The 26,244-nt window shown below is 70.4% G+C and carries 24 protein-coding genes and 1 pseudogene; 16 read left to right on the forward strand and 9 right to left on the reverse strand.

The window, feature by feature from the left end:
- Positions 1–99: 99 nt before the first annotated feature.
- Positions 100–1,359 carry a formamidase gene (fmdA, locus tag ACH34R_RS22310; protein ID WP_397563409.1) on the reverse strand — a complete coding sequence of 420 codons (1,260 nt, stop codon included), beginning with the start codon at positions 1,357–1,359 and terminating at the stop codon, positions 100–102.
- A 1,395-nt stretch (positions 1,360–2,754) separates the two neighbouring features.
- Here fmdA and ACH34R_RS22315 point away from each other — a divergent pair.
- Both ACH34R_RS22315 and ACH34R_RS22320 read left to right on the forward strand, forming a co-directional pair.
- Complete coding sequence (locus ACH34R_RS22315; protein WP_397563410.1) at positions 2,755–2,901, forward strand: hypothetical protein; 147 nt, start codon at positions 2,755–2,757, stop codon at positions 2,899–2,901.
- Positions 2,902–3,052: 151 nt separating this feature from the next.
- A pseudogene (locus ACH34R_RS22320) lies at positions 3,053–3,433 on the forward strand (HAD family hydrolase); the annotation flags it as partial.
- Between the two features lie 1,227 nt (positions 3,434–4,660).
- Here the strand turns inward: ACH34R_RS22320 and ACH34R_RS22325 are convergent.
- On the reverse strand, positions 4,661–5,572 hold the full coding sequence (locus ACH34R_RS22325; protein ID WP_397563411.1) for an NAD(P)-dependent oxidoreductase: 912 nt from the start codon (positions 5,570–5,572) through the stop codon (positions 4,661–4,663).
- Positions 5,573–5,632: 60 nt separating this feature from the next.
- Between ACH34R_RS22325 and ACH34R_RS22330 the strand changes: the two genes are divergently transcribed.
- From ACH34R_RS22330 to ACH34R_RS22340, 3 genes are all read left to right on the forward strand, one after another.
- The gene (locus ACH34R_RS22330; protein WP_397563412.1) at positions 5,633–6,025 is read left to right on the forward strand and encodes a MerR family transcriptional regulator; all 393 of its coding nucleotides are present in this window, start codon (positions 5,633–5,635) and stop codon (positions 6,023–6,025) included.
- Between the two features lie 265 nt (positions 6,026–6,290).
- A complete protein-coding gene (locus ACH34R_RS22335; protein WP_397563413.1) occupies positions 6,291–6,944 on the forward strand; it encodes an HNH endonuclease family protein in 654 nt (217 codons plus the stop codon).
- Positions 6,945–7,090: 146 nt separating this feature from the next.
- Entirely contained in the window at positions 7,091–8,017 is a 927-nt protein-coding gene (locus tag ACH34R_RS22340; RefSeq protein WP_397563414.1) for a pyridoxamine 5'-phosphate oxidase family protein, read from the forward strand.
- Positions 8,018–8,035: 18 nt separating this feature from the next.
- On the opposite strand, the gene ACH34R_RS22345 is transcribed toward ACH34R_RS22340, so the two are convergent.
- From ACH34R_RS22345 to ACH34R_RS22375, 7 genes are all read right to left on the reverse strand, one after another.
- Positions 8,036–8,404, reverse strand: coding sequence for a hypothetical protein (locus ACH34R_RS22345; protein WP_397563415.1), 369 nt, complete (start codon positions 8,402–8,404; stop codon positions 8,036–8,038).
- 143 nt (positions 8,405–8,547) lie between these two features.
- Positions 8,548–9,630 carry a phosphotriesterase gene (locus tag ACH34R_RS22350; protein WP_397563416.1) on the reverse strand — a complete coding sequence of 361 codons (1,083 nt, stop codon included), beginning with the start codon at positions 9,628–9,630 and terminating at the stop codon, positions 8,548–8,550.
- Positions 9,627–10,751, reverse strand: coding sequence for a phosphotriesterase (locus ACH34R_RS22355; RefSeq protein WP_397563417.1), 1,125 nt, complete (start codon positions 10,749–10,751; stop codon positions 9,627–9,629). The genes ACH34R_RS22350 and ACH34R_RS22355 overlap by 4 nt, the downstream gene beginning before the upstream one ends.
- 194 nt (positions 10,752–10,945) lie before the next feature.
- Positions 10,946–12,433 (reverse strand): MFS transporter, encoded by a 1,488-nt coding sequence (locus ACH34R_RS22360; RefSeq protein WP_397563418.1) that lies wholly within the window; start codon positions 12,431–12,433, stop codon positions 10,946–10,948.
- A complete protein-coding gene (locus ACH34R_RS22365; RefSeq protein ID WP_397563419.1) occupies positions 12,430–12,981 on the reverse strand; it encodes a TetR/AcrR family transcriptional regulator in 552 nt (183 codons plus the stop codon). Before ACH34R_RS22365 ends, ACH34R_RS22360 begins: the two co-directional genes overlap by 4 nt.
- Before the next feature lie 90 nt (positions 12,982–13,071).
- Positions 13,072–14,295 carry a pyridoxal phosphate-dependent aminotransferase gene (locus ACH34R_RS22370; RefSeq protein WP_397563420.1) on the reverse strand — a complete coding sequence of 408 codons (1,224 nt, stop codon included), beginning with the start codon at positions 14,293–14,295 and terminating at the stop codon, positions 13,072–13,074.
- Positions 14,296–14,304: 9 nt separating this feature from the next.
- Positions 14,305–14,931 carry a GntR family transcriptional regulator gene (locus ACH34R_RS22375; RefSeq protein WP_397563421.1) on the reverse strand — a complete coding sequence of 209 codons (627 nt, stop codon included), beginning with the start codon at positions 14,929–14,931 and terminating at the stop codon, positions 14,305–14,307.
- A gap of 158 nt (positions 14,932–15,089) precedes the next feature.
- Between ACH34R_RS22375 and ACH34R_RS22380 the strand changes: the two genes are divergently transcribed.
- The 11 genes from ACH34R_RS22380 (at position 15,090) to ACH34R_RS22430 (ending at position 26,192) form a co-directional block, all read left to right on the forward strand.
- Positions 15,090–16,250: a diaminopropionate ammonia-lyase gene (locus tag ACH34R_RS22380; RefSeq protein WP_397563422.1), complete on the forward strand. Its 1,161-nt coding sequence runs from the start codon at positions 15,090–15,092 to the stop codon at positions 16,248–16,250.
- A 270-nt stretch (positions 16,251–16,520) separates the two neighbouring features.
- On the forward strand, positions 16,521–17,966 hold the full coding sequence (locus ACH34R_RS22385) for an ABC transporter substrate-binding protein (RefSeq protein ID WP_397563423.1): 1,446 nt from the start codon (positions 16,521–16,523) through the stop codon (positions 17,964–17,966).
- 20 nt (positions 17,967–17,986) lie between these two features.
- A complete protein-coding gene (locus ACH34R_RS22390) occupies positions 17,987–18,910 on the forward strand; it encodes an ABC transporter permease (RefSeq protein ID WP_397563424.1) in 924 nt (307 codons plus the stop codon).
- Positions 18,903–19,814, forward strand: a complete 912-nt coding sequence (locus ACH34R_RS22395) for an ABC transporter permease (RefSeq protein WP_397563425.1) — start codon at positions 18,903–18,905, stop codon at positions 19,812–19,814. Before ACH34R_RS22390 ends, ACH34R_RS22395 begins: the two co-directional genes overlap by 8 nt.
- Before the next feature lie 14 nt (positions 19,815–19,828).
- On the forward strand, positions 19,829–20,833 hold the full coding sequence (locus ACH34R_RS22400; protein ID WP_397563426.1) for an ABC transporter ATP-binding protein: 1,005 nt from the start codon (positions 19,829–19,831) through the stop codon (positions 20,831–20,833).
- Positions 20,811–21,812 carry an ABC transporter ATP-binding protein gene (locus tag ACH34R_RS22405; RefSeq protein ID WP_397563427.1) on the forward strand — a complete coding sequence of 334 codons (1,002 nt, stop codon included), beginning with the start codon at positions 20,811–20,813 and terminating at the stop codon, positions 21,810–21,812. Before ACH34R_RS22400 ends, ACH34R_RS22405 begins: the two co-directional genes overlap by 23 nt.
- A gap of 39 nt (positions 21,813–21,851) precedes the next feature.
- Positions 21,852–23,111, forward strand: coding sequence for an amidohydrolase family protein (locus tag ACH34R_RS22410; RefSeq protein ID WP_397563428.1), 1,260 nt, complete (start codon positions 21,852–21,854; stop codon positions 23,109–23,111).
- On the forward strand, positions 23,093–24,307 hold the full coding sequence (locus ACH34R_RS22415) for an amidohydrolase family protein (protein ID WP_397563429.1): 1,215 nt from the start codon (positions 23,093–23,095) through the stop codon (positions 24,305–24,307). The genes ACH34R_RS22410 and ACH34R_RS22415 overlap by 19 nt, the downstream gene beginning before the upstream one ends.
- Positions 24,304–24,519 carry a hypothetical protein gene (locus tag ACH34R_RS22420; protein ID WP_397563430.1) on the forward strand — a complete coding sequence of 72 codons (216 nt, stop codon included), beginning with the start codon at positions 24,304–24,306 and terminating at the stop codon, positions 24,517–24,519. The genes ACH34R_RS22415 and ACH34R_RS22420 overlap by 4 nt, the downstream gene beginning before the upstream one ends.
- The gene (locus ACH34R_RS22425) at positions 24,516–25,121 is read left to right on the forward strand and encodes a pyridoxal 5'-phosphate synthase (RefSeq protein ID WP_397563431.1); all 606 of its coding nucleotides are present in this window, start codon (positions 24,516–24,518) and stop codon (positions 25,119–25,121) included. Before ACH34R_RS22420 ends, ACH34R_RS22425 begins: the two co-directional genes overlap by 4 nt.
- Before the next feature lie 24 nt (positions 25,122–25,145).
- Positions 25,146–26,192 (forward strand): hypothetical protein, encoded by a 1,047-nt coding sequence (locus tag ACH34R_RS22430; protein ID WP_397563432.1) that lies wholly within the window; start codon positions 25,146–25,148, stop codon positions 26,190–26,192.
- The last annotated feature ends 52 nt before the right edge of the window (positions 26,193–26,244 follow it).

Below are 26,244 nucleotides of genomic sequence, written 5' to 3' on the forward strand. Positions count from 1 at the left end.
CCTCCTCGCCGCTCGACGCATGCAGGCTCGGGCGGAGGGCGGCGAGGAGGACATCAGCCGCCGGTCGATGGCCGGTCGATGGCCGGCGGTTCGACGGGTTCAGTCGAAGGCGGCGTGCGGCGTGGCGGCGGTCTGCTGCCGTATGCGGGCCGGGCCGGACGCGCTCGGACGGACGTCGAAGTCGAAGATCGCCGTCGGCAGGTAGACGGTGGCGCAGGAGTTGGGAATGTCCACCACTCCGGACAGCCGGCCCTCGATCGGCGCGGCGCCGAGCAGCAGGTACGCCTGCTCGGGGCGGTAGCCGAACGTCGTCAGATAGTCGATCGCGTGCAGGCAGGCCCGCTGGTAGGCGAGGTGTGAGTCGAGATAGCGCTGCTCGCCGTCCAGGGTGACCGACACTCCGGAGAACGCGAGCCAGTCGCTGTATTGAGGCGCGGTACGGCCCGGGATGAAAATGGCGTTCTCCTGCACGCCGTACGTTCGCATGCCGTCCTTGATGACCTCGACCCGCAGGTCGATGAAGCCGCCCATCTCGATGGCGCCACAGAAAGTGATCTCGCCGTCTCCTTGGGAGAAATGCAGGTCGCCGACGGACAGGTTCGCCCCGGGGACGAAAACCGGGTAGAAGATGCGGGAGCCCTGGGTGAGGTTTTTGATGTCCTGGTTCCCGCCGTTCTCGCGTGGTGGTGCGGTACGGGCCGCTTCGCCGGCGATCCGGTCGAAGTCGGACGCCGGTACCGAGCCGAGAATGGCGTCCTGGGGCTCGGGAGGAAGGGAAAGGGGCGGCACGCGGTTCGGGTCGGTGGCGCGCAGCGCGCTTTCCCGCGCGTTCCATTTCGCCAGGAGTTCGGCCGACGGCGCGGTGCCCATGAGCCCAGGGTGGACGATGCCGGTGAACGACACGTCAGGGACGTGGCGGGACGTGGCGATCTGGCCGGAGAAGTCCCAGATGGCCTTGTAGGCGTCCGGGAACTGCTCAGTGAGGAACCCGCCGCCGTTCTTGGTGGGGAAGATCCCGGTATAGCCCCAGCCCTGACCGGCCAGCGGGCCGCTGTCCTCCTGCGGGATGGGCCCCAGGTCGAGGATGTCCACGACCAGCAGGTCGCCCGGCTCGGCCCCCTCGACCGCGAACGGGCCGCTGAGCGCGTGCACCGTGGTCAGCGGGGCGTCGCGGACGTCCTCGGCGGAGTCGTCGTTGTGGATCGCCCCATCGAACCACTCCCGGCAATGCACCCGGAAACTGTCGCCGGGCCGTACCGATGCGACCGGCGGGATCTCCGGGTGCCAGCGGTTGTGGCCGATCTTGGCCTGGTCGGTGAACTTCTTGGTCGAGTCGAGCGGGAAAATCAACTCCGGCACGGCTGGCTTCCTTTCGGTGCTGCGATCGGTCAGGGCCGTGGCAGGCGAGAAAAGGGGTGCCGACCGGACGGCCATCGCGGCGCGAACGTGACGGCTCCGCGCGCACGGGCGTCACGTTCCGCGCTCCGCGCGCCGCGCTACGCACTCCGCACTCCGCACGTCGCACCGGGATCGGGCCGCGCGGGCCGCGCGGGCCGGAGTACGCGCCGGTGGCGCCGCTGTGGAAATCCCTACCGCCGCCGCGCCACAGCCCATTCGCTCGACCATCTGATCAACGCTACCCAGGCCCGCCGCCACCTCTGACGCCGCAACCTCGAAAACGCCTACCGAAGCAGATATATCCGCGACTCGGTGGGTTAATGGAAAGCATCTATCCCGCTTTTCCCAACTTGCGCGTGCACCACGGTAGATCGCGCGGGGCCGTGGGTGAAATGCCGCTTTTGCGGCCAAGCCTTGATCTCGTGCGCGCCTCCGCAGGCCGGGACATCCGGCCCGGCTGTACGTTACTGTGGGGCTCTCATGGTTTCCGCGTGATGTGGCGTGACGCGGGTGCTGATGTGGCGTGTTCGGGCCGGACCCCCGTGGCGGTGGGTCCGGCCTTCGCCATGTTATCCGGGCAGGGCTCGCACGCAGTAGTGGCTGATTCGGGAGATCCACGCTCTTTCGGGCAGTCAGCCCCTGTCCAGGCCGCCCAGGTAGCCGCCGGAGGCGAACGCTCCCCCCGGCCACGCCCGCCGTTGGGGGTTCATGTTCGGACGCTCACACTCCGGCCGCACCCGCTGTGCCCGCTTGTGCTCGCCGGGCCCGTCCCGACCCCGCACGGCCGGGGCGACGGCTGCCGGGCCCGGCCCCGGGAACCGCGCAGGGTCCAGTGGCCAGCCCGGCTCCAGCCGCCCACTGCCGTCGGCTGCGCCCCGTGCCTGCCAGGGTGGTGCTCGCCATTCCAGCACCAACCACCCCGCCCCCCTCCTGCCCGCTCCGCGCGAAACGGTCCTCGCCCCCCTCCTGCCCGCGCTCCGCGCGAAACGGTCCTCGCCCCCCTCCTGCCCGCGCTCCGCGCGAAACGGTCCTCGCCCCCCTCCTGCCCGCGCTCCGCGCGAAACGGTCCTCGCTCCGCTCGGCCTGTTCTTTTCCAAGCCGGGCTTCGCCCGGCGCGCGCGCCCCGCCCTAGAGTCGTAGACAGGAACAGAACTTCACCCGCCAAATGGAGCTTTTCCAGCCTCAAATTCCCCGACCATGGGTGGTGTGCGAGCCGCCCAACATGATTGACCAGGCACCTTGCCCTGGCGTGGGCGGGCTCCGGCCCAAGGTCGGCGGAGCGACAACGATCCGGGCGTAGATATAACGTCTCTGGTTCGACTCGATATGGAACACGATCAGCCGGGAGTACGACGGGTGACCGACCCATACGCAGACGTGAAACGCCTGCTCGCCGACGCCACACACGTGCTATTCGACTTCGACGGCCCTATTTGCAGCATCTTTTCCGGTCTGCCCGCGTCCACCGTGGCCGCCGCCCTACGCAGCTATATCGCCCTCTGAACCTGGACCTGCCCGAGACGATCGCCAGCGCGAATGATCCGCTGGAGATCCTCCGCTACGCCGCAGGCGCCGGCCCGCTCATCGCCGACACCGTCGAGGCCGGTCTACACGGTCTTGAAATCCAAGCCGCTGCGTCGCCACTCCCACGCCCTATGCCGCAGAGGCCGTCCGGCATCTTCACGACTCGGGGTGGCGTCTCGCGGTCGTCAGCAACAACTCCGATGTCGCCGTTCAGGTCTATTCCGGCATCCACGATCTGTCGAGGTACTTTGGTGTCATCTCGGCTCGCACGCTGTTTCAAGACCCCATGCTGTTGAAGCCGCACCCTTACTTGATCGCACAGGCCGTAGGAGGACTGGGCGCAGCGCCGGAACAGTGCGTCCTCGTCGGAGGCTCGGTCACTGATATCGAAGGCGCGCGAAAGGCAGGCGTCCGGAGCATCGGTTACGCCAATCGCCCGGACAAGGAGGATGCCCTGGCCTTCGCTGGAGCCGACGCCGTCATCACCACGATGGCTGAACTCGGCCGATAGAGGTATCACCAGGCGGAATTAGTGACATCCGTCGCTCACGCGATGGCACTGTGCTCGCGGGCGGGGACTCTGGGCAACAAGGGGCCTTGCGGAGTGGAACTGGAGATGGGGGCCGCGACCTGCGGCGATGATGGTATCTCCCACCGCCGTTTCCGGGAAGGGTGGACAGGACATGCCTGTGGGCGGCGGCCCGAGAGGTGACCGGTTGCGTGGCTCCGGTGGGGATGGGCACTCGGCTCGCGTGGTCGGGTGTGGCGTTCGTGCTGCTCTGGGGCGCACGGAGTTTGGTATGGCGGGGGCTTCGGATTCGGGGTGCCCAGGTTCGGTGTGGGATGGGCTTGGGCTTCCGGGTTGTGCGGTCGGGTATTACGCGTGCCTCCTTTTGGGGTACACGGGTCTGGTGCGGAATGTGCTGTGGTTTTGGCGCGGAGGTTCGGTACGGCATGGGCTCCGGTTTTAGGGGTGAAGGTTGGACGCCACGTGTGCTTCTGTTTTGGGGTATGTGGGTTTGGTGCAGGGTGTGCAGGGGTTTGGGGTTGTGTGGGTTTGGTGTGGCGTGGGTTTCGGTTTTTGGGGCGGGGGCTGGGTGCGGTGTGTGTTTTGGATTTTGGGTGTGTGGGTTTGGTGCTGGGACGGGGTTGGATTTTGGGGGTACGCAGGTTTATTGCGGCGTGTGCTTCTGTTTTGGGGTATGTGGGTTTGGTGCAGGGGTGTAGAGGTTTGGGGTTGTGTGGGTTTGGTGTGGCGTGGGTTTCGGTTTTTGGGGTGGAGGTTGGGTGCGGTGTGTGTTTCGGATTTTGGGTGTTGGGGGTATGCGGGTTTATTGCGGCGTGTGCTTCTGTTTTGGGGTACGTGGGTTTGGTGCAGGGTGTGTAGAGGATTGGGGTTGCGCGGGTTTGATATCGCGCGGGCTTCGGTTTTTGGGGCGGGGGTTGGGGTGCGGTGTGTGTTTCGGATTTTGGGAGCGTGCGGGTTTAGGGCGGCGTGTGCTTCTGTTTTGAGGTACGCGGGCCTGGTACGGGATGTGCTCTGATTACCGGTTCCCGGGGGCGGGCGGAGGGCTGGTATGGGGTGGGTTCTGGTTTGGCTCAAGGGGGTGGGTTTGGTACGACAAGCCACCCACCAGCCGCAACCCGTCGTCAGTAGTGCCCCGGTTCCCGGGGTTTCGCGGGTGGGAATGGTGGCTCGCCGTTCCAGCACTGGTACCGGTGGGCCTGGGGCGGCGGGTCATGATGGGTGGGCGGGCTTTTTGAGGATCTCGAAGATGGCGAGGTAGCTTTTGGCGCCGTGGCCTTCGGCGATGGCGTGTTCGGCTAGTTCCTTCATCAGGCGGGGCTGGGCGGAGTGGACGCCCTGTTCGATGCTGGTGGTGGTGATGTGTTCGAGGGCGTTCAGGTTCATCTCCATGGTGCCGAAGTCGCCGGGGTAGTGGCGGTTGTCCAGGTCGGCGGCCTGGGCGGTGAGGCCGGCGGTCACCACTGTGGGCATGAACCAGTCGATGGCGAGGTCGGCGAACTTGACCGCTGAGACGCCCGCCGAGCCGACCAGGGCGGTGGCGTGCAGGAATCCGTTCAGGGTGGCGTACATCAGGTCCAGCAGGGCGGTGTTGTAGAGGACCGCCAGGCTGGGGTCCGGGCCGAGGTGGCGGGGGTCGCCGAGGGTGGTGAGGGTGGGGTGGTGGCGGTCGAAGACGTCCTGCGGGCCGCTGTAGAGGAAGACGGCGTCGGGGCGTCCGACGAGTTGCGGTTGCACCATGATGGCGCCGTCGAGGTAGTCGATGCCGTGGCCGGCCGCCCAGCGGGCCGCGGCGTGGGCCTCCGCCGGGGTGCCGGAGTTGAGGTTCACCAGGGTGCGGCCGTGCAGGGGGGCGATGGCGGGGTCCAGGATCGCGTACATGGTGTCGTAGTCCTTGGTGCACACGATCGTGACGGGGCTCGCGGACACCGCCTCGGTGACGGTCGCCGCGCGGTGGGCGCCCTTGGTGACGAGGGCGTCGCCTTTGTGGGGAGTGCGGTTCCAGATTGTCACGGAATGGCCGTTGTCCAGGAGCGATGCGGCCAGGGCCGCGCCCATGGGGCCCAGGCCGAGGACGGTGACCGCGGTGGGGCGGTCCTGACCGGATGAGTGCTGCGGTGTCATGAAGGATAGGTTGGACCCTCACACTGATGTGAGAGTCAAACCCGACCGGACGGTGATTCCATGCGAATTGGTGAACTTTCCCGGCGAACCGGCGTCAGCGTGCGCTCGTTGCGGTACTACGAAGAGCAAGGGTTGCTCACCCCACTGCGCCTGCCCAGCGGTTACCGGGAGTACGACGAACAGGCCGCCGACACCGTACGCGGCATCCGGCTCATGCTGGCCGCCGGGCTGAACACCACCACGATCGCCGAGCTGCTGCCGTGCATGATCGATGATGGCGAGGGGCTGCGGCCGGGGTGCACCGGGCTGCTTCCCGACCTGCAACGGGAACGCGAGCGGCTGACCGGCGCGGTCGCCGAGCTGCTGGCGGCCCGCGACGCGCTGGACACGATCATCAACGCCACGGGGCCGCTCGAACCGGCGGGGGCCTGTGCCGTCCCGGCGGGCGCCTGAGCGGCCAGGCCGCGCGGTTCCGGTACGGCAGAGCCCCGTTCCCGCCGCCCGCCGTCGCCGGTAACGCCCCGGTGCCCGGCGTTTCGCGGGCGGCCACGGCCGCCCGCCGTTTCAGTGTTGGCTAGCCGGCCGCCGTAAGACGCCGATGCCCGTTCGGCCCCCCTTGGCGGAGCCTGGGACAGCGTGAACGCCCTCCCATGAGCGCGAGGATGCGCGGCCCCCGGTATAGACCCATGGGAGGGGAGTGGTTGGGTATGAGCAAAACATGATCTTCCTGAGCAGGGCGGCCCGCGTCGCCGTACTCGTCCTCCTGGTCATCCCGATCAGCGTCGTTCTCGCCGCGTCGCCCGCGGCGGCCGAACCCCGGAAGGGGACGCAGGCGAAGGCCGCGGCTCAGGCGCGGCGGATGCTGGCGCGGCTCAAGGTCGCCAGGCCGTTATCCATCAGCGGTTACCGCCGCAAACGGTTCCAGCCCAGGTGGGCGCATCACAAGGGGGCCTGCGACACCCGGGAGACGGTGCTGGCCCGCGACGGGCGGCGGGTGCGCAGGAACGCGGCCTGCCATCCGGTCAAGGGGGTCTGGTACAGCCCGTACGACGGCAGGCGGCTGAAGAGCGAGAAACAGGTGGACGTCGACCATGTGGTGCCGCTCGCCTATGCGTGGCGGTCGGGCGCCAAGCGGTGGAGCCAGGCCAAGCGGCGCGCGTTCGCCAACGACCTCCGCCGCCCCGAACTGCTCACCGTCAGCCATTCCGCCAATATCGCCAAGGGCGGTCAGGGCCCGCAGAGCTGGCGTCCGCAGCGCCGGGCCTACTGGTGCAGGTACGCGTCCTCGTGGATCACCGTCAAGCACCACTACCGGCTCTTCGTGACCCGCAGGGAGAAGGCGGCGCTGAACAACATGCTCCGCACCTGCTGAAGAACCTACCGAAGCACCTACCGAAGCACCTACCGAAGCACCTGCTGAAGAACCTGCCGAAGCACCTGTCGAAGAAGGCTCCTGAAGGGCCGGTTGAGACCGCCGAGGTTGCCCTCAAGTTGGGTTGAGGTTATAGCGTCCCCTTCATGCACATTGACACGGATCTGTCGGAGGTCCTGGCCGGTGTCAGGGTCCTGGAACTCACCACGGTCACCGCAAAAGGCGGGGTGAACACCCGGCCGATGTCGTCGGTATGGCTGCCGGAACGTCGGCAGATCATGTTGACCACCCCTACGGCGTATTCGCAGAAGGTGCTCAACATTCGCCGGGACGGGCGCGTGGCGCTGCTGTATTCCGACTTCACCGGCAGCGGCCTGGAACAGCGGCGAACGGTCCTGGTAAGAGGCATCGCCACCGCGCCCGATGTGGTGGCGGCACCGCAGGACATCGCCGAATACTGGCACGGGCTGATGCGCCGGAATCCGGGGCTGGCCGAAGAGGCCGCCGATCCCGCCCGGCAGGCCGCGATGGACTGGTACTACTGGCGGCTGCCCATCATCGTCGAACCGCAGCGAATAGACGTGTTGCGGGCCACCCCCGCCGGAGGAAAGTGGGACGCGGCGGCGATACCCGACGGCGCGCCGCTGAACGTGCAGATCGACGACGCGCTGACCCGATATCCCAGCGCGGTTTTCGCGGCCAGGGACGACAAGGGGCACCCGTATTCGGTACGGGCGTACGTGAGCCGGTCGGAAACGGGATCATCATTGCGCCTGCGCACCGAGGAGCCTTTCCCCGGCGTCCCGGGACCGGCCAATCTGCTGTGGCACCAGCACAACGGCCGTTCCGGTGACATGGCGGTGCTGCTGGTGGCGGGGGTCGCGGACGGGGCGGGCCGGGAATGGACGTTCAGCGCCGAACGCATTCCGGGCACGCGCCCGTCCGGACGCCATGAACCGGCCTCATTCGAGGAGTGGATCGAGGACGGCAGGGCGCGTTCGCTGGCGTATGCGGAAAGGGCGGGGATCGCGGTGCCCGAGATCGACTGGTCGGTGTTCACCGGCGGTCGGTGATCAACCCGCTTCGGATCGTCAGGGGTTGCCGGATCGGCAGGTCTGCGACGTGTTGTACTCGACGGACGCGCCGGTGGCGTCGGATATCACCGCTCGGATGGTGTACCCGAAAGTGGGCTGGCAGCCGATCCCGACGAAACTCCGGTTGTCGTAGGCCGCGATGTGGTTGCCGTTCACGAACCAGCGGGTGGCGATCGGCGCGACCCCGCCGCTGCTTGCGACCGAGCAGAGGAACCGGCGGGCGAAGGGTTCGCAGGAGCCGCCGGTCAGGGTCAGGGCGAAGGCGGAAGTGGTCGTCGTCGCGGCCGAGGCGGCGAGTGGGGCCTGGAACAGCGAAAGCCCGGCCGCCAGGGCGGCGGGTAATGCGAGGGTGCGTAACATGCGCATTGCTGTCTCCTTCTACGGCGGAGGCCACGGTGCTGAGAAGACGAGTGCCGCGCCGCATCGCAGGCGCGCGGCACCCCTTGTCCTTCCCATGCTTCGTCGCTCCAGCCGCCGTGGATGATTCAATGCCACATCAGGCTGTAGCACTACAGACCGTCGGTACACGGCGAGGCGAAGGCCAGAGCGCGCGCCGGGTTGCCGACCATGATGGCGTGGACGGCGTCCTCGCCGACGCCGAGGCGGCGCAGTGCGGGCAGGAAGTGGCGCGGGATGTAGTCGTACCCCTGGCCCCCGTACTTCCGGAGCTGGATCTTCTGGCACACGTCGTGCCCCAGCACGATCTGCCCGCCGTACCCGCGCTCGATCAGGTCCGCGATGCCGCGGATGACCTTGTGGTCGCTGGTCAGCACCAGATGGCCCCACGGGCTGCCCGGCGAGGCCAGGAAGTCGAACTCCACGAAGACGCCGCGCCCGAGCAGGCGGTCGGCGAAGGCGGGGTCGGCGAGGACGTCCATGCCGTGGCCGAAGACGACGTTCGACGGGGCGACGCCCTCCTCCTCCAGGATGTCCAGCACCCGGAACTTCTCCTCGCCGACGCCGCCCAAGTGGAAGGTGACGGGCGCGCCGGTGATCCGGCCGGCCCGCCCGGCGGCGCGGACGCTCTTCAGCTCGCCGTCGGTCAGCGGCACGGACTCCGCGCCGACCTCGCCGATCACGCCGGAGCGTACGCCGGTGCCGTCGGCCCCGACGACGATGTCGCGCACGATGACGTCGGTGAGCTGGTCCACGTCACGTTCGGACATGTCGGCGGGGTGGAAGGCGGGGGTGTACCAGCCGCCGCCCATCACGATGTTGAGGCCGCTCGCGCGGGAGAGCCGCAGCAGGGACTCGGGGTCGCGGCCCACGCCGATGGGGGTGACCTCGACCAGCGTGCCGCCGCCGTGGTGCGCGAAGGCGAGTACTTCGGGGAGCAGTTCGTCGAAGTCGCCCATCAGGTCGTTGTCGGCGTTGGGGCGGCCGTGCCGGGTGCGGGCGAGGTTGGCGAGCGTGAGCGGTTCGGCGGTCTCGGGGGCGTCCTCGCCGGGACGGCGGAAGCGCGGCGCGCGGCGCAGGTCCACGAAGACGTGCTCGTGCATGAGCGTCTGGCCGAGGGCGGCCGGGTCGACGGGGCCGGTGACGGTGAGCACCCGGCCGGTGAGGTCGGGGATCGCGAAGGGGAACCGGCTCATCGCCCGGCCCCCTCGGAAACGACAGGGACGGCGAGGAGCCGGGCCGGGTTGGCCACGGTGACCGTTTCGATGAGGGCGTCGTCCGCGCCGAGCATGCGCAGGTAGGGAACGAACTGCTGGAGGACGAAGCCGTAACCGCCGCCCCCGTACGCGAGCAGGTGCGACTTGGCGGCGACGCCCTGGGACAGCAGGACGCGCCCGGCGTGCCCGCGCCGGGCGAGTTCCAGCACGGCGGTGGCGACGTCTTGATCGTCGGACACGCTCAGCACGGAGGGCAGCCGGCCGAGCCCGTCGAAGCGGACGAACACCCCGCGTTCGAGGAGCGGTTCGAGGTCGTCGGGGCGGGGGGCCAGCGTGTCGCAGCCGCCCACCGCGACGCGCGTGAGGTCCGCGCCCTGCTCGGCGAGCAGGTCGAGCACCCGCCGCTGGGCCGCCGCGTCCTCGGTACGGCGGAGCGAGATCGCCGCCCCGGTGGCCGCCGACGCCCGCGCCGCCGCGGCCAGGACCACGCGTGCCACCGGATCGTCCGGATCGAGGGCGCCGATCTCGCCGATGATCCCGGCCCGGACGCCGTGCACGCCCTCGGTGAGGTCGCGGACGATCTCGTCGGTCAGGCTCGCCACGTCACGCCCGGCGAGCCCGTCCGCCCACCCAGGGTGGTACCACCCGCAGCCCATCACGATGGCCACCCCGGTGGCCGCCGAGATGCGGCGCAGCGCGGCCGGATCGCGGCCGAGGCCGATGGCCGTGCCGTCCACCAGCGTGCCGCCACCGGCCCGGCGGAACGCGGCCAGCTCGTCCGCCGCCAGGTGCTCGTCGCCCAGCAGCCAGTCGTCCCGGTTGGGCGCGCCCATGGCGATCTCGCCGAGGATCTCCATGGTGAGCGGGGCCCGGTAGAGGCGGAGCAGGCCGGCGGCGGTGGGCCGGGTGCGGCCGGTGGCCGCCCAGGACTCCGGGGTGTCGGCGGGCGGGGCGAAGTCGCTCAGCAGGTGCTCGTGGGTGAGCGCGACGCCGAGCGCGCCGGCCGGCACCTCACCGGTGACGGTGACGGCCGTCCCCAGGGGGACGGGGGCGAGGCCCACGGCGGCCTCAGGGGAGTCGATCGAGTCGCTGGAGGGCACGCGATCAACGATATCATATACGATCTGCGCCGCCCCGGGAGATGGTCGCAACCTGCGCAGAAACTCCGCAAGGATCTCGTCGCAGACCTCCGGCCGTTCCATGTTGGGACAGTGCGCGGCGCCGTCGATCGTGACCGCGCGCCCGACCGGGACGCTCCAGGCGCCCCGGTCGGCCATGTCGATGGCGGCGGGGGTCAGTGCTGGGCCGCGCCGAGGTCGAGCCGGGCGGGGGTGAGGTACCAGACGATGGCGGCGGCGACCAGCATGAGCGCGCCGCCGTACAGGCCGGTCATCGCCAGCGAGTCGGTGAAGGCGGCCTTGGCCTGGGCGGCGAGGGCGGCGGCTCCGGTCTCGCGGGCGACCGCGAGCGCGCCGCCCAGGGATTCGCGGACGGCGTGGACGGCGTCCGCGGGGAGTTCGGCCCGGTAGAGGGCGGCGGCGACGCTACCCAGCACGGCGACGCCGAGCGCGCCGCCGACCTCGTAGGAGGTCTCCTCGATGGCCGCCGCGCTGCCCGCCTTGGCCGCGGGCGCGCCCGCCATGATCACCGCCGAGGCGATGGCCAGCGAGCCCATGCCCGCGCCGATCAGTACGGTGCCGGCGGCCACCGACGGAAGGCTCAGCGGCATGATCCAGAGCAGCAGGAAGCCGAGCGCGGACACCGCCAGCCCGCCCGCCAGGACCGTGCGCGCGCCGATCCGGGCGCCGAGGGCCGCGGCCAGCGGGGAGACCACCGCCGCGCCCACCGCCATGGGCAGCATGGCGAGGCCGGTCTGAACCGGCGAGTAGCCCTCGATGAGCTGCATCCACTGGACCATGAGCAGCAGCACGCCGCCCATCGCGATCGAGGTGGAGAGCGCGGCGATGGTGCCCGCGCTGAACGACCCGCTGCGGAACAGCCTGACCTCAAGGATGGGGTCGGGGCGGCGCAGGCACCGCCGTACGAACCAGGTGAGCGCGATCGCGGCGATCAGCGTCGCGGTGACGGACTGGGCGTCGAGCCCTTCGGTGGCGAGGTGCTTGATGGCGTAGACCAGGGCGACCATGCCGCCCATGGACAGTACCGTGCCGAGGGCGTCCCAGCGGCCGGGGTTCGGGTCGCGCGACTCGGGCAGCAAGAGCAGCCCGGCCACGATCGCCACGACCATCACCGGCACGTTGACCAGGAACGCCGCCCGCCAGTTGAACGCCTCCAGCAGCAGGCCGCCGATGATCGGGCCGAGCGCGCCGCCGACCGCGGCCATGGCCGCCCAGATCCCGAGCGCGGTGGCGCGTTCCCGCGGATCGGTGAACAGGTTGCGGATCATCGACAGGGTGGACGGCATGATCATCGCCCCGCCGATGCCGAGCAGCGCCCGCACCGCGATGACCATGGCCGGGGAGTCGGCCCACAGCACGGCGACTGAGGCCACGCCGAAGACGGTGAAACCGGTGATGAGCATGCGCTTGCGGCCCCAGCGGTCGCCCAGTGAGCTGACCGTGACCAGCAGCCCGGCCACGACCAGGGAGTAGGCGTCGACCATCCACAGCAGTTGCACGGCGCTCGGTTGCAGGTCGGAGGAGATCTCCGGCAGTGCGACGTTCAGGATGGTCATGTCCATCACGACCATCAGCAGGCTGGCCGAGAGCACGGCCAGGGCCGCCCAGCGGCCGGTGGCCGGGGCGGCAGAGGAACGCGTCATGAAGTGGTCCCCCGGAGGAATGTTTCGAGTACGAGGCGGGGGATGTCCCGCCGGGCGACGTCGCCTTGCCGCAGGCTCTCTCGTACGGCGAGCAGCAGGCCGTACAGGGTGTTGCTCACCCAGATGGGGGGGAAATCGGCGCGCAGGATGCCCGCTCGCTGGCAGGCGGAGATCAGCTCGATCTCCTTGGCCTCCAGCTCCTCCGCCCGCGTGACCAGGGCCCGATCGGTTTCCATGGCCTGCTCGGTGACCGCGAAACCATAGTTCTCCGCGGCCTCGATCTGGGCGAGGACCAGGGCGTGCAGGGTCTCCCCCAGGCGCTCACCGGCCGGCGGTTCGCCCAGGCCGATGCGCTCGTGGATGCCCTGCCAGGCGTCCAGCGCCCGCCAGCCCAGCGCGACCATCAGCGCCTCGCGGGTTGCGAAGTGCCGATGGAGGGTCGCCCGGCTGATCCCCACGCTCTGCGCGATCTCCGCCATGGAGGCGGCCGGGGAGTGGTTGAGGTGCTCGGTGGCCTTGGTGAGGATCTGGTCCCTGCTCACTGCCATATGCGACACATCCGTCTAATTTGCGACATCGATGTCTCAGTATACACATATGCAGTTATGCGGTTATGCCACGGGGGCGGTGACCAGGGGTCAGTGGACGTGGGCCCGGGGGATGTCCTGGGAGCTGAGCAGGCGCTGGAGGTGTTCCAGGCCGGTTTGCAGGCTCTGGTCATCCAGGGCATAGGACAGCCGCAGGCAGCCGGGCGCCCCGAACGCCTCGCCCGGCAGAAGCGCCACCCCCGCCTCGTCCAGGATGAACGTGGCCAGCTCGGCGGTGGAGGCGAAGCCGCGGCCGGTGATCGTACGGCTGAGCAGCCGGCGCACCGAGGGGAAGCAGTAGAACGCGCCGCCCGGCGTGGGGCAGTCCACCCCGCGGATGCCCTGGAGCACGTGCAGCATGAGCCGGCGGCGGCGGTCGTAGGCGGCCAGCACGTCGTCGAAGCCGGGGCGGCCCGCGCGCAGCGCGGCCACGGCGGCGGCCTGGGCGACGTTGGAGACGTTGGACGACATGTGCGACTGGAGGTTGACGGCCGCCCGGACGGCCTCGGCCGGGCCGTACAGCCAGCCGACCCGCCAGCCGGTCATCGCGTACGTCTTGGAGACCCCGCCGATGACCAGGCAGCGGTCCTGGACGGCGGGGGCGGCCACCGGCATGGACACGGCGACCGCGCCGTCGTAGACGAGGTGCTGGTAGATCTCGTCGCTGATCACCCAGATGCCGCGCCGGGCCGCCCACTCGCCGATGGCCCGGGTCTCCTCGGGCGTGTAGACGGTCCCCGTCGGGTTGGCGGGAGAGCCGAAGAACAGCACCTTGGTGCGCGGAGTGGCGTGCGCGTCGAGGAGGTCGGGGGTGACCTTGTAGTCCTGCCCGGGGTCGGTGTCCACGGCGACCGGGGTGGCCCCGGCCAGTCGTACGGCCTCCGGATAGGTGGTCCAGTAGGGAGCGGGGACGAGCGCTTCGTCGCCGGGGTTCAGCAGGACCATGCAGGCGAGGTAGACGGCCTGCTTGGCGCCGTTGGTGACCAGCACGTCGGAGGCGGCGACGGTGAGGCCGGTGTCGGTGAGCACGGTCTGAGCGATCAGGTGGCGCAGCTCGGGCAGCCCCGCCGCCGAGGTGTACCGGTGGTTGGCCGGGTCGGCGCACGCCTGCCGGGCGGCCGTGACGATGTGGTCAGGGGTCGGGAAGTCCGGTTCGCCCGCCCCGAAGCTCACCACGCGGTAGCCGGCCGCGCGCAGCTCGCGGGCGCGCGCCGAGACGGCCATGGTCGCGGACCCGGTGACCGCGCCCGCGCGATCGCTCAAACCGATGGACATGATGCTCCTTTACGTGGGTGGCCCGTCCGGTGACCCGGTGATGCGCGCGATGAGGCTGTGCATGGAGGTCTTCCAGTTGCTCTCCAGCTCGACGGTGGCCGTCGCGAGGTCCTTCTCGCCCAGGGCCGTCGCGATCCGCTTGTGCTGCTCGACCGACTCGCGGACGGTGTCCGGGTCGCCCAGGTAGGCGTGCTCATAGCGGTGCACGATGCGCTTGGTGTCGGAGATCATCTCGCGGAGCCGGCCGTTGGGGCAGGAGGCCAGCAGGTTCGCGTGCCACGCGTCGTCCGCGCGCTGTACGTCGCGGACGTCCTCGCTCGCCGCCATGTCGTCGGCCAGCGCGACCAGCCCGGGCGCGGCCAGGGCCAGCTCGTCGAGGTCGGACAGGCGCAGCGCGAGCACCTCCAACTGGGCGATGATCGGGTAGGTCTCGCGGACCTCCTGCTCGCTCAGCGCGGACACCCAGTAGCCCCGGTTGGGGCGGGCGTCCAGGATGCCCTCCTGCGCCAGGCTGGCCAGCGCCTCGCGGAGCGGGGTACGGCTGACGCCTATCTCCTCGGCGAGATGCACCTCGTTGATGCGGCTGCCGACCGGATAGACGCCTTTGAGGAGACGATCGAGGATCTCGTCCCTCATCTGCTCACGCAGAAGTCTGCGGGAGACCGCCATTTTGCCTCCAACGCACGCTCTTGATTTTGTCAGCCCAGAGCATACTACATACTGAACTCAGAGTTCACTTATTTCGCCGTGCCGTCCGGCGCGGCCCCACCCCTGACCCTCCTGGAGGCGGCACCGTGCCGAACTACGCCCTCGTCGGATCATCGCCGGGAACCACACCGTTGTCCGCCCGCCGTGACGATCCGCGTGACGAATCTCGTGACGCCCCCTGGCGGTTTCACCGTTCGATGCCGGGTTACGCCTACAGCCCGCTGGTCGAGTCGCCTGAACTGGCGCGCGATCTGGGGGTCGGGCGCGTCTTCGTCAAGAACGAGCAGTCCCGCCTCGGGCTGCCGTCGTTCAAGATACTCGGCTCCTCCTGGGGCATCCACCGGACGCTGTGCGAGCGGCTGGGACTCGACCCGGCGGTCTCTTTCGCGGAGTTGCGCCGGGCCGCGGCGGGGCTGAGTGATCATGTGCTGACCTGCGCCACGGACGGGAACCACGGCAGGGCCGTGGCGCACATGGCCCGCCTGCTCGGCCTGCGGTCGCGCATCTACGTGCCGCTGGACGTGTCGGCGACGCGGGCGGCGGCGATCGAGGGCGAGGGGGCCGAGGTCGTCCGGGTGTTCGCCGGCTATGACGACACGGTCCGGTACGCCGCCGTCCAGGCCGCCCGCGACCCGCTGGACATCCTGGTGTCCGACACCGCCTGGCCGGGGTACGAGACGGTGCCGCGGTACGTGATCGACGGCTACTCGACGATCTTCAACGAGCTGGACGAACAGCTCGCCGAGCTGGGCCTCGACCCGCTGGACGCCATCGACCTGGTGGTGGTCCCGGCCGGCGTGGGCGCGTTCGCCGCCGCGGTCGGCCTGCACTACGGCCCGCGTGCGGCCACGCGCATCGCGACCGTGGAGCCGGACACGGCCGACTGCGTCCACCGGTCGCTGGCCGCGGGCGCCCGGGTCACGGTGGACGGCCCGCACGGCTCGATCATGGCGGGGCTGAACTGCGGCGAGACCAGCCTGGTGGCCTGGCCGATCCTGCGCGCCACGGTCACCGCGACCATCACGGTGGACGACGACGCGGCCCGCGACGCCATGCGCGCGTTCGCCGCGGGCGGGATCGAGTCGGGCGAGAGCGGGGCCGCCACGCTGGCCGGCGCCAGGCTGGCCTGCGCGGATGCGGGGTTCCGCGCGGACCTCGCGATCGGCCCCGCGAGCACCGTGCTGCTGCTCAACACCGAGGGCGCGAGCGACCCCGCGAGCTACCGAAGCATCGTGGGGAAGCCTTGACACTCATCGGGGCACTTCTGCATTCTGTGTTCAGCACGCACTTGGAAGCGGTTGGGGGAGCCGCCTCGTGCCTGCGTCACGCGATCGCCGGCCTCCGGCGGCATTGACGAATCCCTTAAAGGTGGTAAGACCGTGTTCCTGCACTTCAGAGGCATGGTGGCCGTCGGTGTAACGGCCGTCCTTCTATCGTCAGTGGCTGCCTGTGGCGGTTCTCAGACCGGAAAGAAGACGGACTCCTTCTCCGTCGCGATCCTCGAACCGTCGTCCCTCATGCCGGCCAATTACTCCGAGGTCTACGGCTCCCAGGTGGTGTCGGCGATCTTCACGCCACTGGTGACCTTCGACATCAAGACCAACCAGACCCGCCTTGAGGTGGCCGAGAGCATCGAGAGCGACGACAACACGGTGTGGAAGGTGAAGCTCAAGCCGGGCTGGACCTTCCACAACGGCGAGAAGGTGACCGCCAAGTCGTTCACCGACGCCTGGAACTTCGCGGTGACCAAGAAGTCCGCCCAGCTCAACGCCTACGTGTTCGGCGAGATCAAGGGTTACGGCGAGGTCAAGTCGGGAGCGGCCAAGACGATGTCGGGGCTGAAGGTCATCGACGACACCTCGTTCGAGATCCACCTCGTCCGGCCGTGGTCGCAGTTCCGGCAACTGCTGGGATATCCGGCCTTCTCGCCGTTGCCGTCCGTGGCGTACAAGGACCCACGGGCCTTTGAACAGCGGCCGATCGGCAACGGGCCCTTCCGCGTCGAGGGCTCCTGGCAGCACGACCAGCAGATCACGCTGCGCCGCAACGACTCCTACGCGGGCACCAAGGCCAAGTCGGCCGAGGTGCGGTTCAAGATCTACCAGAGCTTCGACACCGCCTACAACGACCTGCTCGCCGGCAACCTCGACGTACTGCCCGCCGTGCCCACCGCGCGGATCACCGAGGCCAAGGGCCAGTTGGGCGACCGGTTCACCGAGTCGCCGAGCGGCCGGATGGAATACCTCGGGTTCCCGGTGCGGAGCGACACGTTCAAGTCGGCCGGCGTGCGTAAGGCCATCTCGATGGCCATCGACCGGCCCGCGATCAGTAAGGCGATCTTCCGGGAGACCCGCATCCCGGCCACCGGCTACGTGCCGCCGGTCGTACCCGGGGCCGCCCAGAACGCCTGCGGGACACTGTGCGCGCACGACGCCGCCGCGGCCAAGGCCGCCTACGACGCCGCGGGCGGCGTCCCCGGTGACACGTTCACGATCGGCTACAACAGCGACGCCCCGGAGAACAAGGAGTGGGTCGAGGCCGCCGCCCGGCAGATCTCCAAGGCGCTCGGCGTGGACGTGCGCACCCGGGCCTACCCCAAACTCGCGGTACTGCTCGGCGACCTGTCCAGCGGCAAGGTGGACACCGCCTTCCGCACCGCGTGGACCTTCTACTTCCCGAGCCCGGAGAACTACCTGAAGCCGCTGTTCACCGAGGGCGCGGGCGAGAACTTCTCCAGCTACAAGAACGAGAAGTTCGAGACGCTGCTCAAGGAGGGCGCGGCGGCCAAGGACGACACGGCGGCGGCGGCCAAGTACGCCGAGGCCGAGCGGGTGCTGCTGGGCGACATGCCGTACGTGCCGCTGTGGTACCAGGGCAGCATGGTCGGGCACTCCAAGCGGGTGAGCGACGTGGTCGTGGACTCCTTCCGCAGGACGCGGATCGAGTCCGTGGTCGTGAAGTGACCGGGCGGAGGTAGTTCACCGTGCCCCGCTACATCACGAGTCGCGTCCTCCAGGCGCTGTTGGTCCTGTTCGGCGCGACTCTCGTCATCTTCATCATCACCTTCGCGCTGCCCGGCGACCCCGTGCAGGCCCTGGCGGGCGAGCGCGCCGCCGACCCGGCGTTCGCCGAGGCCATCAGGGCCCGCTACCACCTGGACGAACCGCTGCTCCAGCAGTACGGCCGGTTCCTGCTCGGCGTGGTGCAGGGCGATCTCGGGCAGACCTACAGCGGTCAGGACGTGGCCGAGATGCTGCGCGAGCGGATCGGCGTCAGCGCCCAGCTCGCCGCGGTCGCCCTGGCGTTCCAGATCCTGATCGGCATCGGCGCGGGCACCCTGTCGGCGCTGCGCCGCAACGGGCTCGCCGACACCGGCGTGCGGGTGTTCACCCTCGCCGGGCTGTCGATCCCGTTCTTCGTGACCGCGTTCGTGCTCCAGTTGCTGCTCGGCGTGCAACTGGGCTGGCTCCCGGTGGCCGGGACCGAGGACGGGCTGCTCAGCTACCTCATGCCGGGGTTCGTGCTCGGGTCGCTGTCCACCGCGTACGTGGCCAGGCTGACCAGGGGCCAGCTCACCGAGGCGCTGGGCGAGGACTACGTCCGGATGGCCACCGCCAAGGGCCTGACCCGGGTCAGGGTCGTCGCCCACCACGCGCTGCGCAACAGCCTGATCCCCGTCGTCACGTTCCTCGGCCTGGAGGTGGGCGCGCTGCTCAGCGGCGCGGTCATCACCGAGAGCATCTTCAACCTGCCGGGCATGGGCCAGGCCATGGCCCGCGCCGTCTACCTGGGTGAACGCACCACCGTGGTGGGCGTGGTCACCGTGTTCGTCCTGGTCTACGTCGTGGTCAACCTGATCGTGGACCTGCTGTACGCCGTACTCGATCCGAGGATCCGCTATGCCTGAACCAGCGACGGCCACCGCTGTCATCGACCCCCCGGTGATCGCGCCGGGGAAGCGGCGCGGCCACTGGGCCGCGGTCTGGCGCAGGCTCTCCCGCAGTCCGCTCTTCTACGTGTCCGCGGCCTTGCTGGTGGTGATGCTGGGCATGGCCGCGCTGCCCGGCCTGTTCGCCACCAGCGACCCGTACGACTGCGACCTTTCCGGCACGCTCGCCGACGCCGGGGCCGGGCAGTGGCTGGGCCGCGACCTTCAGGGCTGCGACGTCTACTCCCGCAGCGTGTACGGCGCGCGCGCCAGCCTGGGCATCGGCATCGCGGTCTCGGTGGTGACCGGGCTGATCGGCGGGATCATCGGCGCGGCGGCCGGCTACTTCGGCGGGCTGGTGGACGCGGCCCTGTCCAGGGTCACCGAGATCTTCCTGGCGATTCCGCTGCTGCTCGGCGCGAGTGTGCTGCTCACGCTGTTCGGCGCCGGGGGCAGCGGCACCTGGACGGTGATCGTCGCGCTGTCGGTGCACGGCTGGCCGCAGGTGGCCAGGATCACCCGGGGGTCGGTCATCGAGGCCAAACAGCAGGACTACATGCTGGCCGCCGCCGCCATCGGCTGCTCGCGGCTACGCGCGCTGGCCCGGCACGTGGTGCCGAACAGCCTGGGCCCCTGGCTGGTGGTCGTCACGACCAACCTGGGCGTGTTCATCACCTACGAATCGATCATCTCGATGCTCGGCATCGGGCTGCGCCCGCCGACGATCTCGTGGGGTCAGATGATCCACGACGCGCAGGCGCGGTTCCTGGAGGCCCCGCTGCCGCTGCTCGGCCCGGCCCTTTTCCTCAGCGTCGCCGTACTGGCCTTCATCCTGCTCGGGGACGTGGTCAGGGACGCGATCGACCCGAAGATCCACTCGTGAGGGGGGAGCACGAAGTGCCCACGGATCATCTCTTGCAGGTGGACGACCTGCGGGTGGACTTCGACGGCGAGGGCGGGCCCGCGCGGGTGCTGCGCGGGGTGAGCTGGCACGTGGACCGCGGGGAGACCCTGGCGATCCTCGGGGAGTCCGGCTCGGGCAAGAGCGTGACCGCCCAGGTGATCATGGGCATTCTCGCCTCTCCCCCGGCCAGGGTCGCCGGCGGCGCCGTCCGCTGGGAGGGCCGTGACCTGCTCACCCTGCCCGAGGCCGAGCGCCGCGAGGTGCGCGGCGAGGGCATCGGCATGGTCTTCCAGGACTCGCTGTCCGCGCTCAACCCGGTGCTGAAGGTCGGCCCGCAGGTCGGCGAGACCCTGCGGACCCGGCTCGGGCTCTCCCGCCGCGAGGCCCGTACCCGGGCGATCGAGCTGATGCGCCAGGCGCGCATCCCCGATCCCGAACGCCGCTTCGGCCAGTACCCGCACCAGTTCTCCGGCGGCATGCGGCAGCGGGTGGTGATCGCGATGGCGCTGGCGCTGTCGCCGCAGGTGCTGATCGCCGACGAGCCGACCACCGCCCTGGACGCCACGGTCCAGGTCCAGATCCTGCGGCTGCTCCAGGCACTCCAGCAGGAGTCCGGCATGGGCCTGGTACTGATCACCCACGACTTCGGCGCGGTCGCGTCGATCGCGGATCGGGTGGCGGTGATGTACGCGGGCCGCGTGGTCGAGACGGGCGCGGTCCGCGACGTCTTCCGCCGGCCGGCCCACCCGTACACCAAGGCGCTGCTGGACGCCGTCCCCCGGGCCGACCGCCGCGCCGGGCGGCTCGCCGCCCTGCCCGGCCAGCCCCCCGTGCTGCGCGGGGAGTCGGCCGGCTGCCCCTTCCGGTCCCGCTGCTCGCTCGCCCACGCCGCCTGCGACGAGCGCGAGCCCGTGCTGAGCGAGCACGAGCGGGACCACTGGAGCGCCTGTCATCTGGGAAAGGATGTGATCAGCGGTGCGCTCCCAGCCCGTTCTTGAGGTCACGGACGTCACCCGCCACTACGCGTCCGGCGGCAGGTGGCCGTTCGGCCCGGCGAGCCGGGTGCACGCGGTGGACGGGGTCTCCTTCACCGTGGGCGAGCGGGAAACGCTGGGCCTGGTCGGCGAGTCCGGCTGCGGCAAGTCCACGCTCGGCCGGATGCTGGTCGCCCTGGACCGGCCCACCTCCGGGACGATCAAGTACCGCGGCGAGGACATCCACCGGCTCAGCCGGGCGGGGTTGAAGGAGCTGCGGCGCAAGGTCCAGATCGTCCTCCAGGACCCCTACACCAGCCTCGATCCCCGGATGACGGTCGGGGACATCGTGGCCGAGCCGCTGGTCGTACACGGCCAGGGCACCCCCGCGGAACGGCGGCGCCGCACGCAGGAGCTGTTCGAGCTGATCGGCCTGAACCCCGCCCACGTCAACCGCTACCCGCACGAGTTCTCCGGCGGCCAGCGGCAGCGGGTCGGCATCGCCAGGGCGCTCGCCCTGGGGCCCGAGGTGATCATCTGCGACGAACCGGTGTCCGCGCTGGACGTCTCCATCCAGGCCCAGGTGCTCAACCTGCTGGCCGACCTCCAGGAACGGCTGGACCTGTCGTACGTGTTCATCGCGCACGACCTGACCGTGGTCCGGCAGATCAGTCACCGGGTCGCGGTGATGTACCTGGGGAAGATCATCGAGGTAGGCCTGGGGGAGGCGGTCTACGGGGAGCCCCGGCATCCGTACACCCAGGCGTTGCTGTCCGCCGCGCCGTCCACGGACCCCGACCAGGCGCGCCTGCAAGACGTGATCATGCTGGCCGGAGATCCGCCCAGCCCGTCCTCGCCGCCCAGCGGGTGCCGGTTCCGCACCCGCTGCTGGAAGGCCGAGCAGGTGTGCGAGCTGCACGAACCCGCGCTGGTGGAGACGGCGGGCGGGCACCGGACCGCCTGCCACTTCGCGTCCACCCCGCCCGTGACGGCCACGAAGTAAATCTGTATTCTGAACACAGAATTCTATTGGAGGGGCACAATGACCCAGATTCCCAGTGACCGGCAGTTCGCCGTACGGGCCGCCCGGGTGCTCGATCCCGCGAGCGGTGAGTACTACGAGAACGCCGCCGTCGTCGTGGCCGACGGCCGGATCGTGTCGGTCGTGGACAACCCGCCGGCCGACGCCGACATCGTCGATGTGGGCGACCTGACCCTGCTGCCCGGCCTCATCGACTGTCACACGCACATGCTGCTGCGCCCCGAGGACCAGGTGTGGCCGCCCGCGATCCTGTTCAAGACGCAGGTCTACCGGGTGATCGAGGGCGTTTCGGCCTGCGAGCGGGCCCTGAGCATCGGTTTCACCAGCGCCAGGGACACCGACAACGAGCAGGTCTGGCACGGTGACACCGCGCTGCGGGACGCGATCAACGCGGGGATCATCCCCGGCCCGCGCATGGAGGTGGCCTCCGACGGCATCTCCATCACCGGCGGGGACATGCGCATCGACGACAAGGTCAACCCCGAGCTGAACCTGCCCGACGTGGCGGGCATGGTGGACAGCAGGGAAGAGCTGATCAAGGAGGTACGCCGGCAGATCAAGATCGGCGCGGACTGGGTCAAGATCTACGCGACCAGCACCCGCAAGGACGTCGAGCCGGAGGAGCTGGAGCCGCTGCACCAGTTCACCGTGGAGGACATCGCGGCCGTCGTCGCCGAGGCCAAGCGGTACCGCCGCGACGTGGCGGCGCACGCGTACGGCAAGGACGGCGCGCAGGCCGCGATCCGCGGCGGCGTCCGCACGCTGGAGCACGGCCCGCTGCTCACCGAGGACGACCTTCAGGCCATGCTGGAGTTCGGCACGTTCTGGGTGCCGACCATGCAGACGTACTACAAGCGCCAGTTCACCGAGTTCGACCGGCGCTTCGTCAAGCGGCACGAGGGCGCCTTCAAGCGCGGCCTGGAACTCGGCGTCAAGATCGCCTTCGGCACCGACGTCGGCTCGTTCCCGCACGGTGAGCAGATCGACGAGTTCAGCCTGATGGTCCAGTACGGCATGTCCCCGCTGGACGCCATCAGGTCGGCCACCGTGGTCGCGGCCGAGGTGCTGCGCAAGGAGGGCCAGATCGGCACGCTGGCCGCGGGCGGCCACGCCGACCTCATCGCCGTGGAGGGCGACCCGGGCAAGGACATCGAGGCCCTCAAGCGGGTCCGCTTCGTGATGAAGGGCGGCCTGGTCCACCGGGACGACGTCGCCGCGGCCGAGAAGACGCCCGAGATCCGGTGGCAGCCGTCGCGCTGAGCGGCCTCGCGGTGTTCGTGGGACGGCTCCGCGCCGACGCGTGGAGCCCTGCCCCCGGACCCGCGTGGCTGCTGGTCGAGGACGGCCGGTTCGCCGAGATCGTCCCCGGACGGACCCGCCCGCCGCACTGGCCGGACGGGCTGCCTGTCCTGGACCTGGGGCGGTCGGTCGTGCTCCCCGGCCTGGTGGACTCCCACGTTCACCTGACCGAGCGGGGTGACGGGACCAGTACGGCGGAGTACGGCATGGCCGAGCTGGTGGACCTGGGCCTCCGCAACGCGGCGACCGCGCTGCGCGCCGGCGTCACCACCGTGGCCGACTGCGGCGGGCCGCCGGAGGCCGTGTTCGCGATCAAAGAGGCCACGGCCGGTCGGCCCGGCTGCGCCAGGACCCTGGTGGCGGGCGCGCCGATCACGGTCGTGCGCGGGCACTGCTGGCGGTTCGGCGGCGAGGCGGCGGACGCGTCCGCGGTACGCGAGCTGGCTGCCCGGTTCGCCGCCGCGGGGGCCGACTTCATCAAGGTCATGGCCTCGGGCGGCGGCACCGCGGGGGCGCCCCCGTGGGAGCCGGGGTTCTCCGAGGAGGAGCTGCGCGCCGCCGTCGAGACGGCGGGCTCGCTCGGCCGTCCCGCCAAGGTGCACTGCCTGTCGGCCGAGTCGATGCGCGCCGCCGTGGCGGCGGGCGTCCGGGTGATCGAGCACGGGAAGTTCCGCAACGCGGTGGAGGACGGCACCGGCTTCGACGCGGACGTCGCGGCGCTGCTGGCGGAGCGGGGGGTCGTGGTCTGCCCGACGCTGTCGGTGGGGCACCACGTGCTCGCCGCCCCGCCGGAGGTCGCGGGGGAGGCGCGCGAGCTGTGGCTGCGCCGCCACCCGCACGACCTGGGCGACTTCGCCAAGCTGGTCGGGGCGGGGGTTCGGATGGTGAGCGGCACGGACGCGGGCTGGCGGCACACGCCGTTCGACGCGCTGCCGGTGGAACTGGGCCTGATGGCCGCGTCCGGGATGACGAACGCGGCCGTCCTGGCGGCGGCCACCAGCGACGCGGCGGACGCGCTCGGCCTCGCGGGCCGGGTCGGCCGGATCGCGCCGGGCCACCAGGCGGACTTCATCGCCACCGACACCGACCCGGTGGACGACATCACCGCCCTCGGCCGCCTCCAAGCGGTAGCCCGCGACGGCGTCCTCCTGCCGTGAACGGCAACGGCCCGGCGGTGCGCGACGCGGCGCTCCTGCGGAACGGCAATGGCCCGGCGGTGTGTGACGCGGCGCTCCTGCGGAACGGCAATGGCCTGGCGGTGTGTGACGCGGCGCTCCTGCGGAGCGGCAATGGCCTGGCGGTGTGTGACGCGGCGCTCCTGCGGAGCGGCAACGGCTCGGCGGTGTGTGACGCGACGGTCCGGTGGTGAGCGGTGGTTCGGTGGTGAGCGGTGATGGGCCGGTGGGCAGGTTGCTGGCGTGGCGGGCGGAGGCCGAGCGGGCCGGGGATCCGCAGGCCGGGCTGATGGCGCTGTGCACCACCGGGCCCGCCGGGGACCCCGACGCGCGTACCGTCTCGGTGAAGCTCCTCCCCGGCGGCCGGATCGGCTTCGTCACCGACCGCCGCTCCCGCAAGGCCCGCGACATCGCCGCCCGCCCCCGGGTCGCCGCGCTGTTCACCTGGATGTCGCTGCGCCGCCAGGTCACCGTGCGAGGCGAGGCCGCGCCGATCGACGCGGCCCTGGCCGAGTCGATCTTCCTGGCCCGCCCCCGCCCGGCCCGGCTCGGGGCGTGGGCGAGCCACCAGTCCGCGCCGATCGGCGGCCGGGAGGTCCTGGACGCCGCCCTGGCCGAGGCCGCCCGCCGCTGGCCGGACGGTACGGCGGTGCCGGTCCCGCCGCACTGGGCGGGCTACGTCATCGTGCCCATGGAGATCGAGTTCGTGCGGGCGGGCCGCCCCGACCGCTTGCACGACCGCCATGTGGACCGGCTCACCGGGGACGTGTGGACACGGCAGGCGCTCAGCCCCTGAGCCCGCCGGATTGGGAAGGTGTCTATGAAACGTCGCAGCCTGCTGGCCGGCGCGGTCCCCGGCGCGCTCGCGGTCTCCGCGCCGGGCACGGCCCTGGCGGACGACGACGGCGGGTTCCGGGTGCGCGAGGTCGGCGGATTCCACGTCGGCGGCGAGGCGGTCACGCTGTCCGGCCTGCCCGCCAGGGACGCCTACGTGGCCGAAGGGCAGACCCCCTTCCGCGTCGATCCCAACGGCGACTTCCAGAGCGGCCAGATCTACGTCAACTATGTCCGTCTCGCCCGGCCGCGCAGCCCGCTGCCGGTGCTGATGTGGCACGGCGGCGGCCTGACCGGCGCCTGCTTCGAGACCACGCCGGACCGGCGGCAGGGCTGGCAGCAGCGGTTCCTTTCGGCCGGTCGCGACGTCTACCTGACCGACGGGCTCGGGGCCGGGCGCGCCTCGTGGGGGCGTTACCCGGAGGTCTCCAAGGCCGAGCCGCTGTTCCGCACCAAGAAGGAACTGTGGGAGTTGTTCCGGATCGGGCCCGCCGGGTCGTACGCCACCGATCCGCGCAACCGCCGGCCGTACCCCGACACGCTGTTCCCCGTCGCCGCGTTCGACGAGTTCGTCAAGCAGGTGGTCCCGCGTTTCCGCACCTACGACCGGGCCACGCAGGCGGGGTACGACGCGCTGGTGGCGCGGGTGGGGCCGAGCACGGTACTCACCCACAGCGCGGGCGGGCCGTTCGGCTTCGCGGCCACGATCGCCGCGCCCGGCAGGGTACGCGCGCACGTCGCGATCGAGCCCTCCGGCGCGCCCGACCCGGCCACCGTGGACTTCTCCCGGCTGCGCCGCGTCCCGCACCTGATCGTGTGGGGCGACCACCTGGACGCGGACGCGTCCTGGCAGGGCCTGTACGACTCGACCCGGCGGTTCCACGACGCGCTGCGCGCGGCGGGCGGGCACTCGACCTGGATCGACCTGCGCGACCACGGCCACCGCGGCAACTCACACATGATCATGATGGACCGCAACTCGCACCGGGTGGCCGGAATGATCAACTCCTGGCTGAACGAGCACGTCCGCTGAACAAGGACACCATTCGTCGTAAACCGCAAGGCAGGGCCCGCGCGCTTGTCCT

The sequence above is a fragment of the Spongiactinospora sp. 9N601 genome, from assembly GCF_044326295.1.
Lineage (GTDB): Bacteria > Actinomycetota > Actinomycetes > Streptosporangiales > Streptosporangiaceae > Spongiactinospora > Spongiactinospora gelatinilytica.

Bases quoted from the DNA above. Each gene is read 5' to 3' on its own strand.
- ACH34R_RS22430 (WP_397563432.1), top strand. From the start codon at position 25,146: ATGAAACGTCGCAGCCTGCTGGCCGGCGCGGTCCCCGGCGCGCTCGCG.
- ACH34R_RS22385 (WP_397563423.1), top strand. From the start codon at position 16,521: ATGCCGGCCAATTACTCCGAGGTCTACGGCTCCCAGGTGGTGTCGGCG.
- ACH34R_RS22330 (WP_397563412.1), top strand. From the start codon at position 5,633: ATGCGAATTGGTGAACTTTCCCGGCGAACCGGCGTCAGCGTGCGCTCG.
- ACH34R_RS22365 (WP_397563419.1), bottom strand. From the start codon at position 12,981: ATGGCAGTGAGCAGGGACCAGATCCTCACCAAGGCCACCGAGCACCTC.
- ACH34R_RS22350 (WP_397563416.1), bottom strand. From the start codon at position 9,630: ATGAGCCGGTTCCCCTTCGCGATCCCCGACCTCACCGGCCGGGTGCTC.
- ACH34R_RS22345 (WP_397563415.1), bottom strand. From the start codon at position 8,404: ATGCGCATGTTACGCACCCTCGCATTACCCGCCGCCCTGGCGGCCGGG.
- ACH34R_RS22410 (WP_397563428.1), top strand. From the start codon at position 21,852: ATGACCCAGATTCCCAGTGACCGGCAGTTCGCCGTACGGGCCGCCCGG.
- ACH34R_RS22395 (WP_397563425.1), top strand. From the start codon at position 18,903: ATGCCTGAACCAGCGACGGCCACCGCTGTCATCGACCCCCCGGTGATC.
- ACH34R_RS22340 (WP_397563414.1), top strand. From the start codon at position 7,091: ATGCACATTGACACGGATCTGTCGGAGGTCCTGGCCGGTGTCAGGGTC.
- ACH34R_RS22370 (WP_397563420.1), bottom strand. From the start codon at position 14,295: ATGTCCATCGGTTTGAGCGATCGCGCGGGCGCGGTCACCGGGTCCGCG.
- ACH34R_RS22335 (WP_397563413.1), top strand. From the start codon at position 6,291: ATGATCTTCCTGAGCAGGGCGGCCCGCGTCGCCGTACTCGTCCTCCTG.
- ACH34R_RS22325 (WP_397563411.1), bottom strand. From the start codon at position 5,572: ATGACACCGCAGCACTCATCCGGTCAGGACCGCCCCACCGCGGTCACC.
- ACH34R_RS22375 (WP_397563421.1), bottom strand. From the start codon at position 14,931: ATGAGGGACGAGATCCTCGATCGTCTCCTCAAAGGCGTCTATCCGGTC.
- ACH34R_RS22360 (WP_397563418.1), bottom strand. From the start codon at position 12,433: ATGACGCGTTCCTCTGCCGCCCCGGCCACCGGCCGCTGGGCGGCCCTG.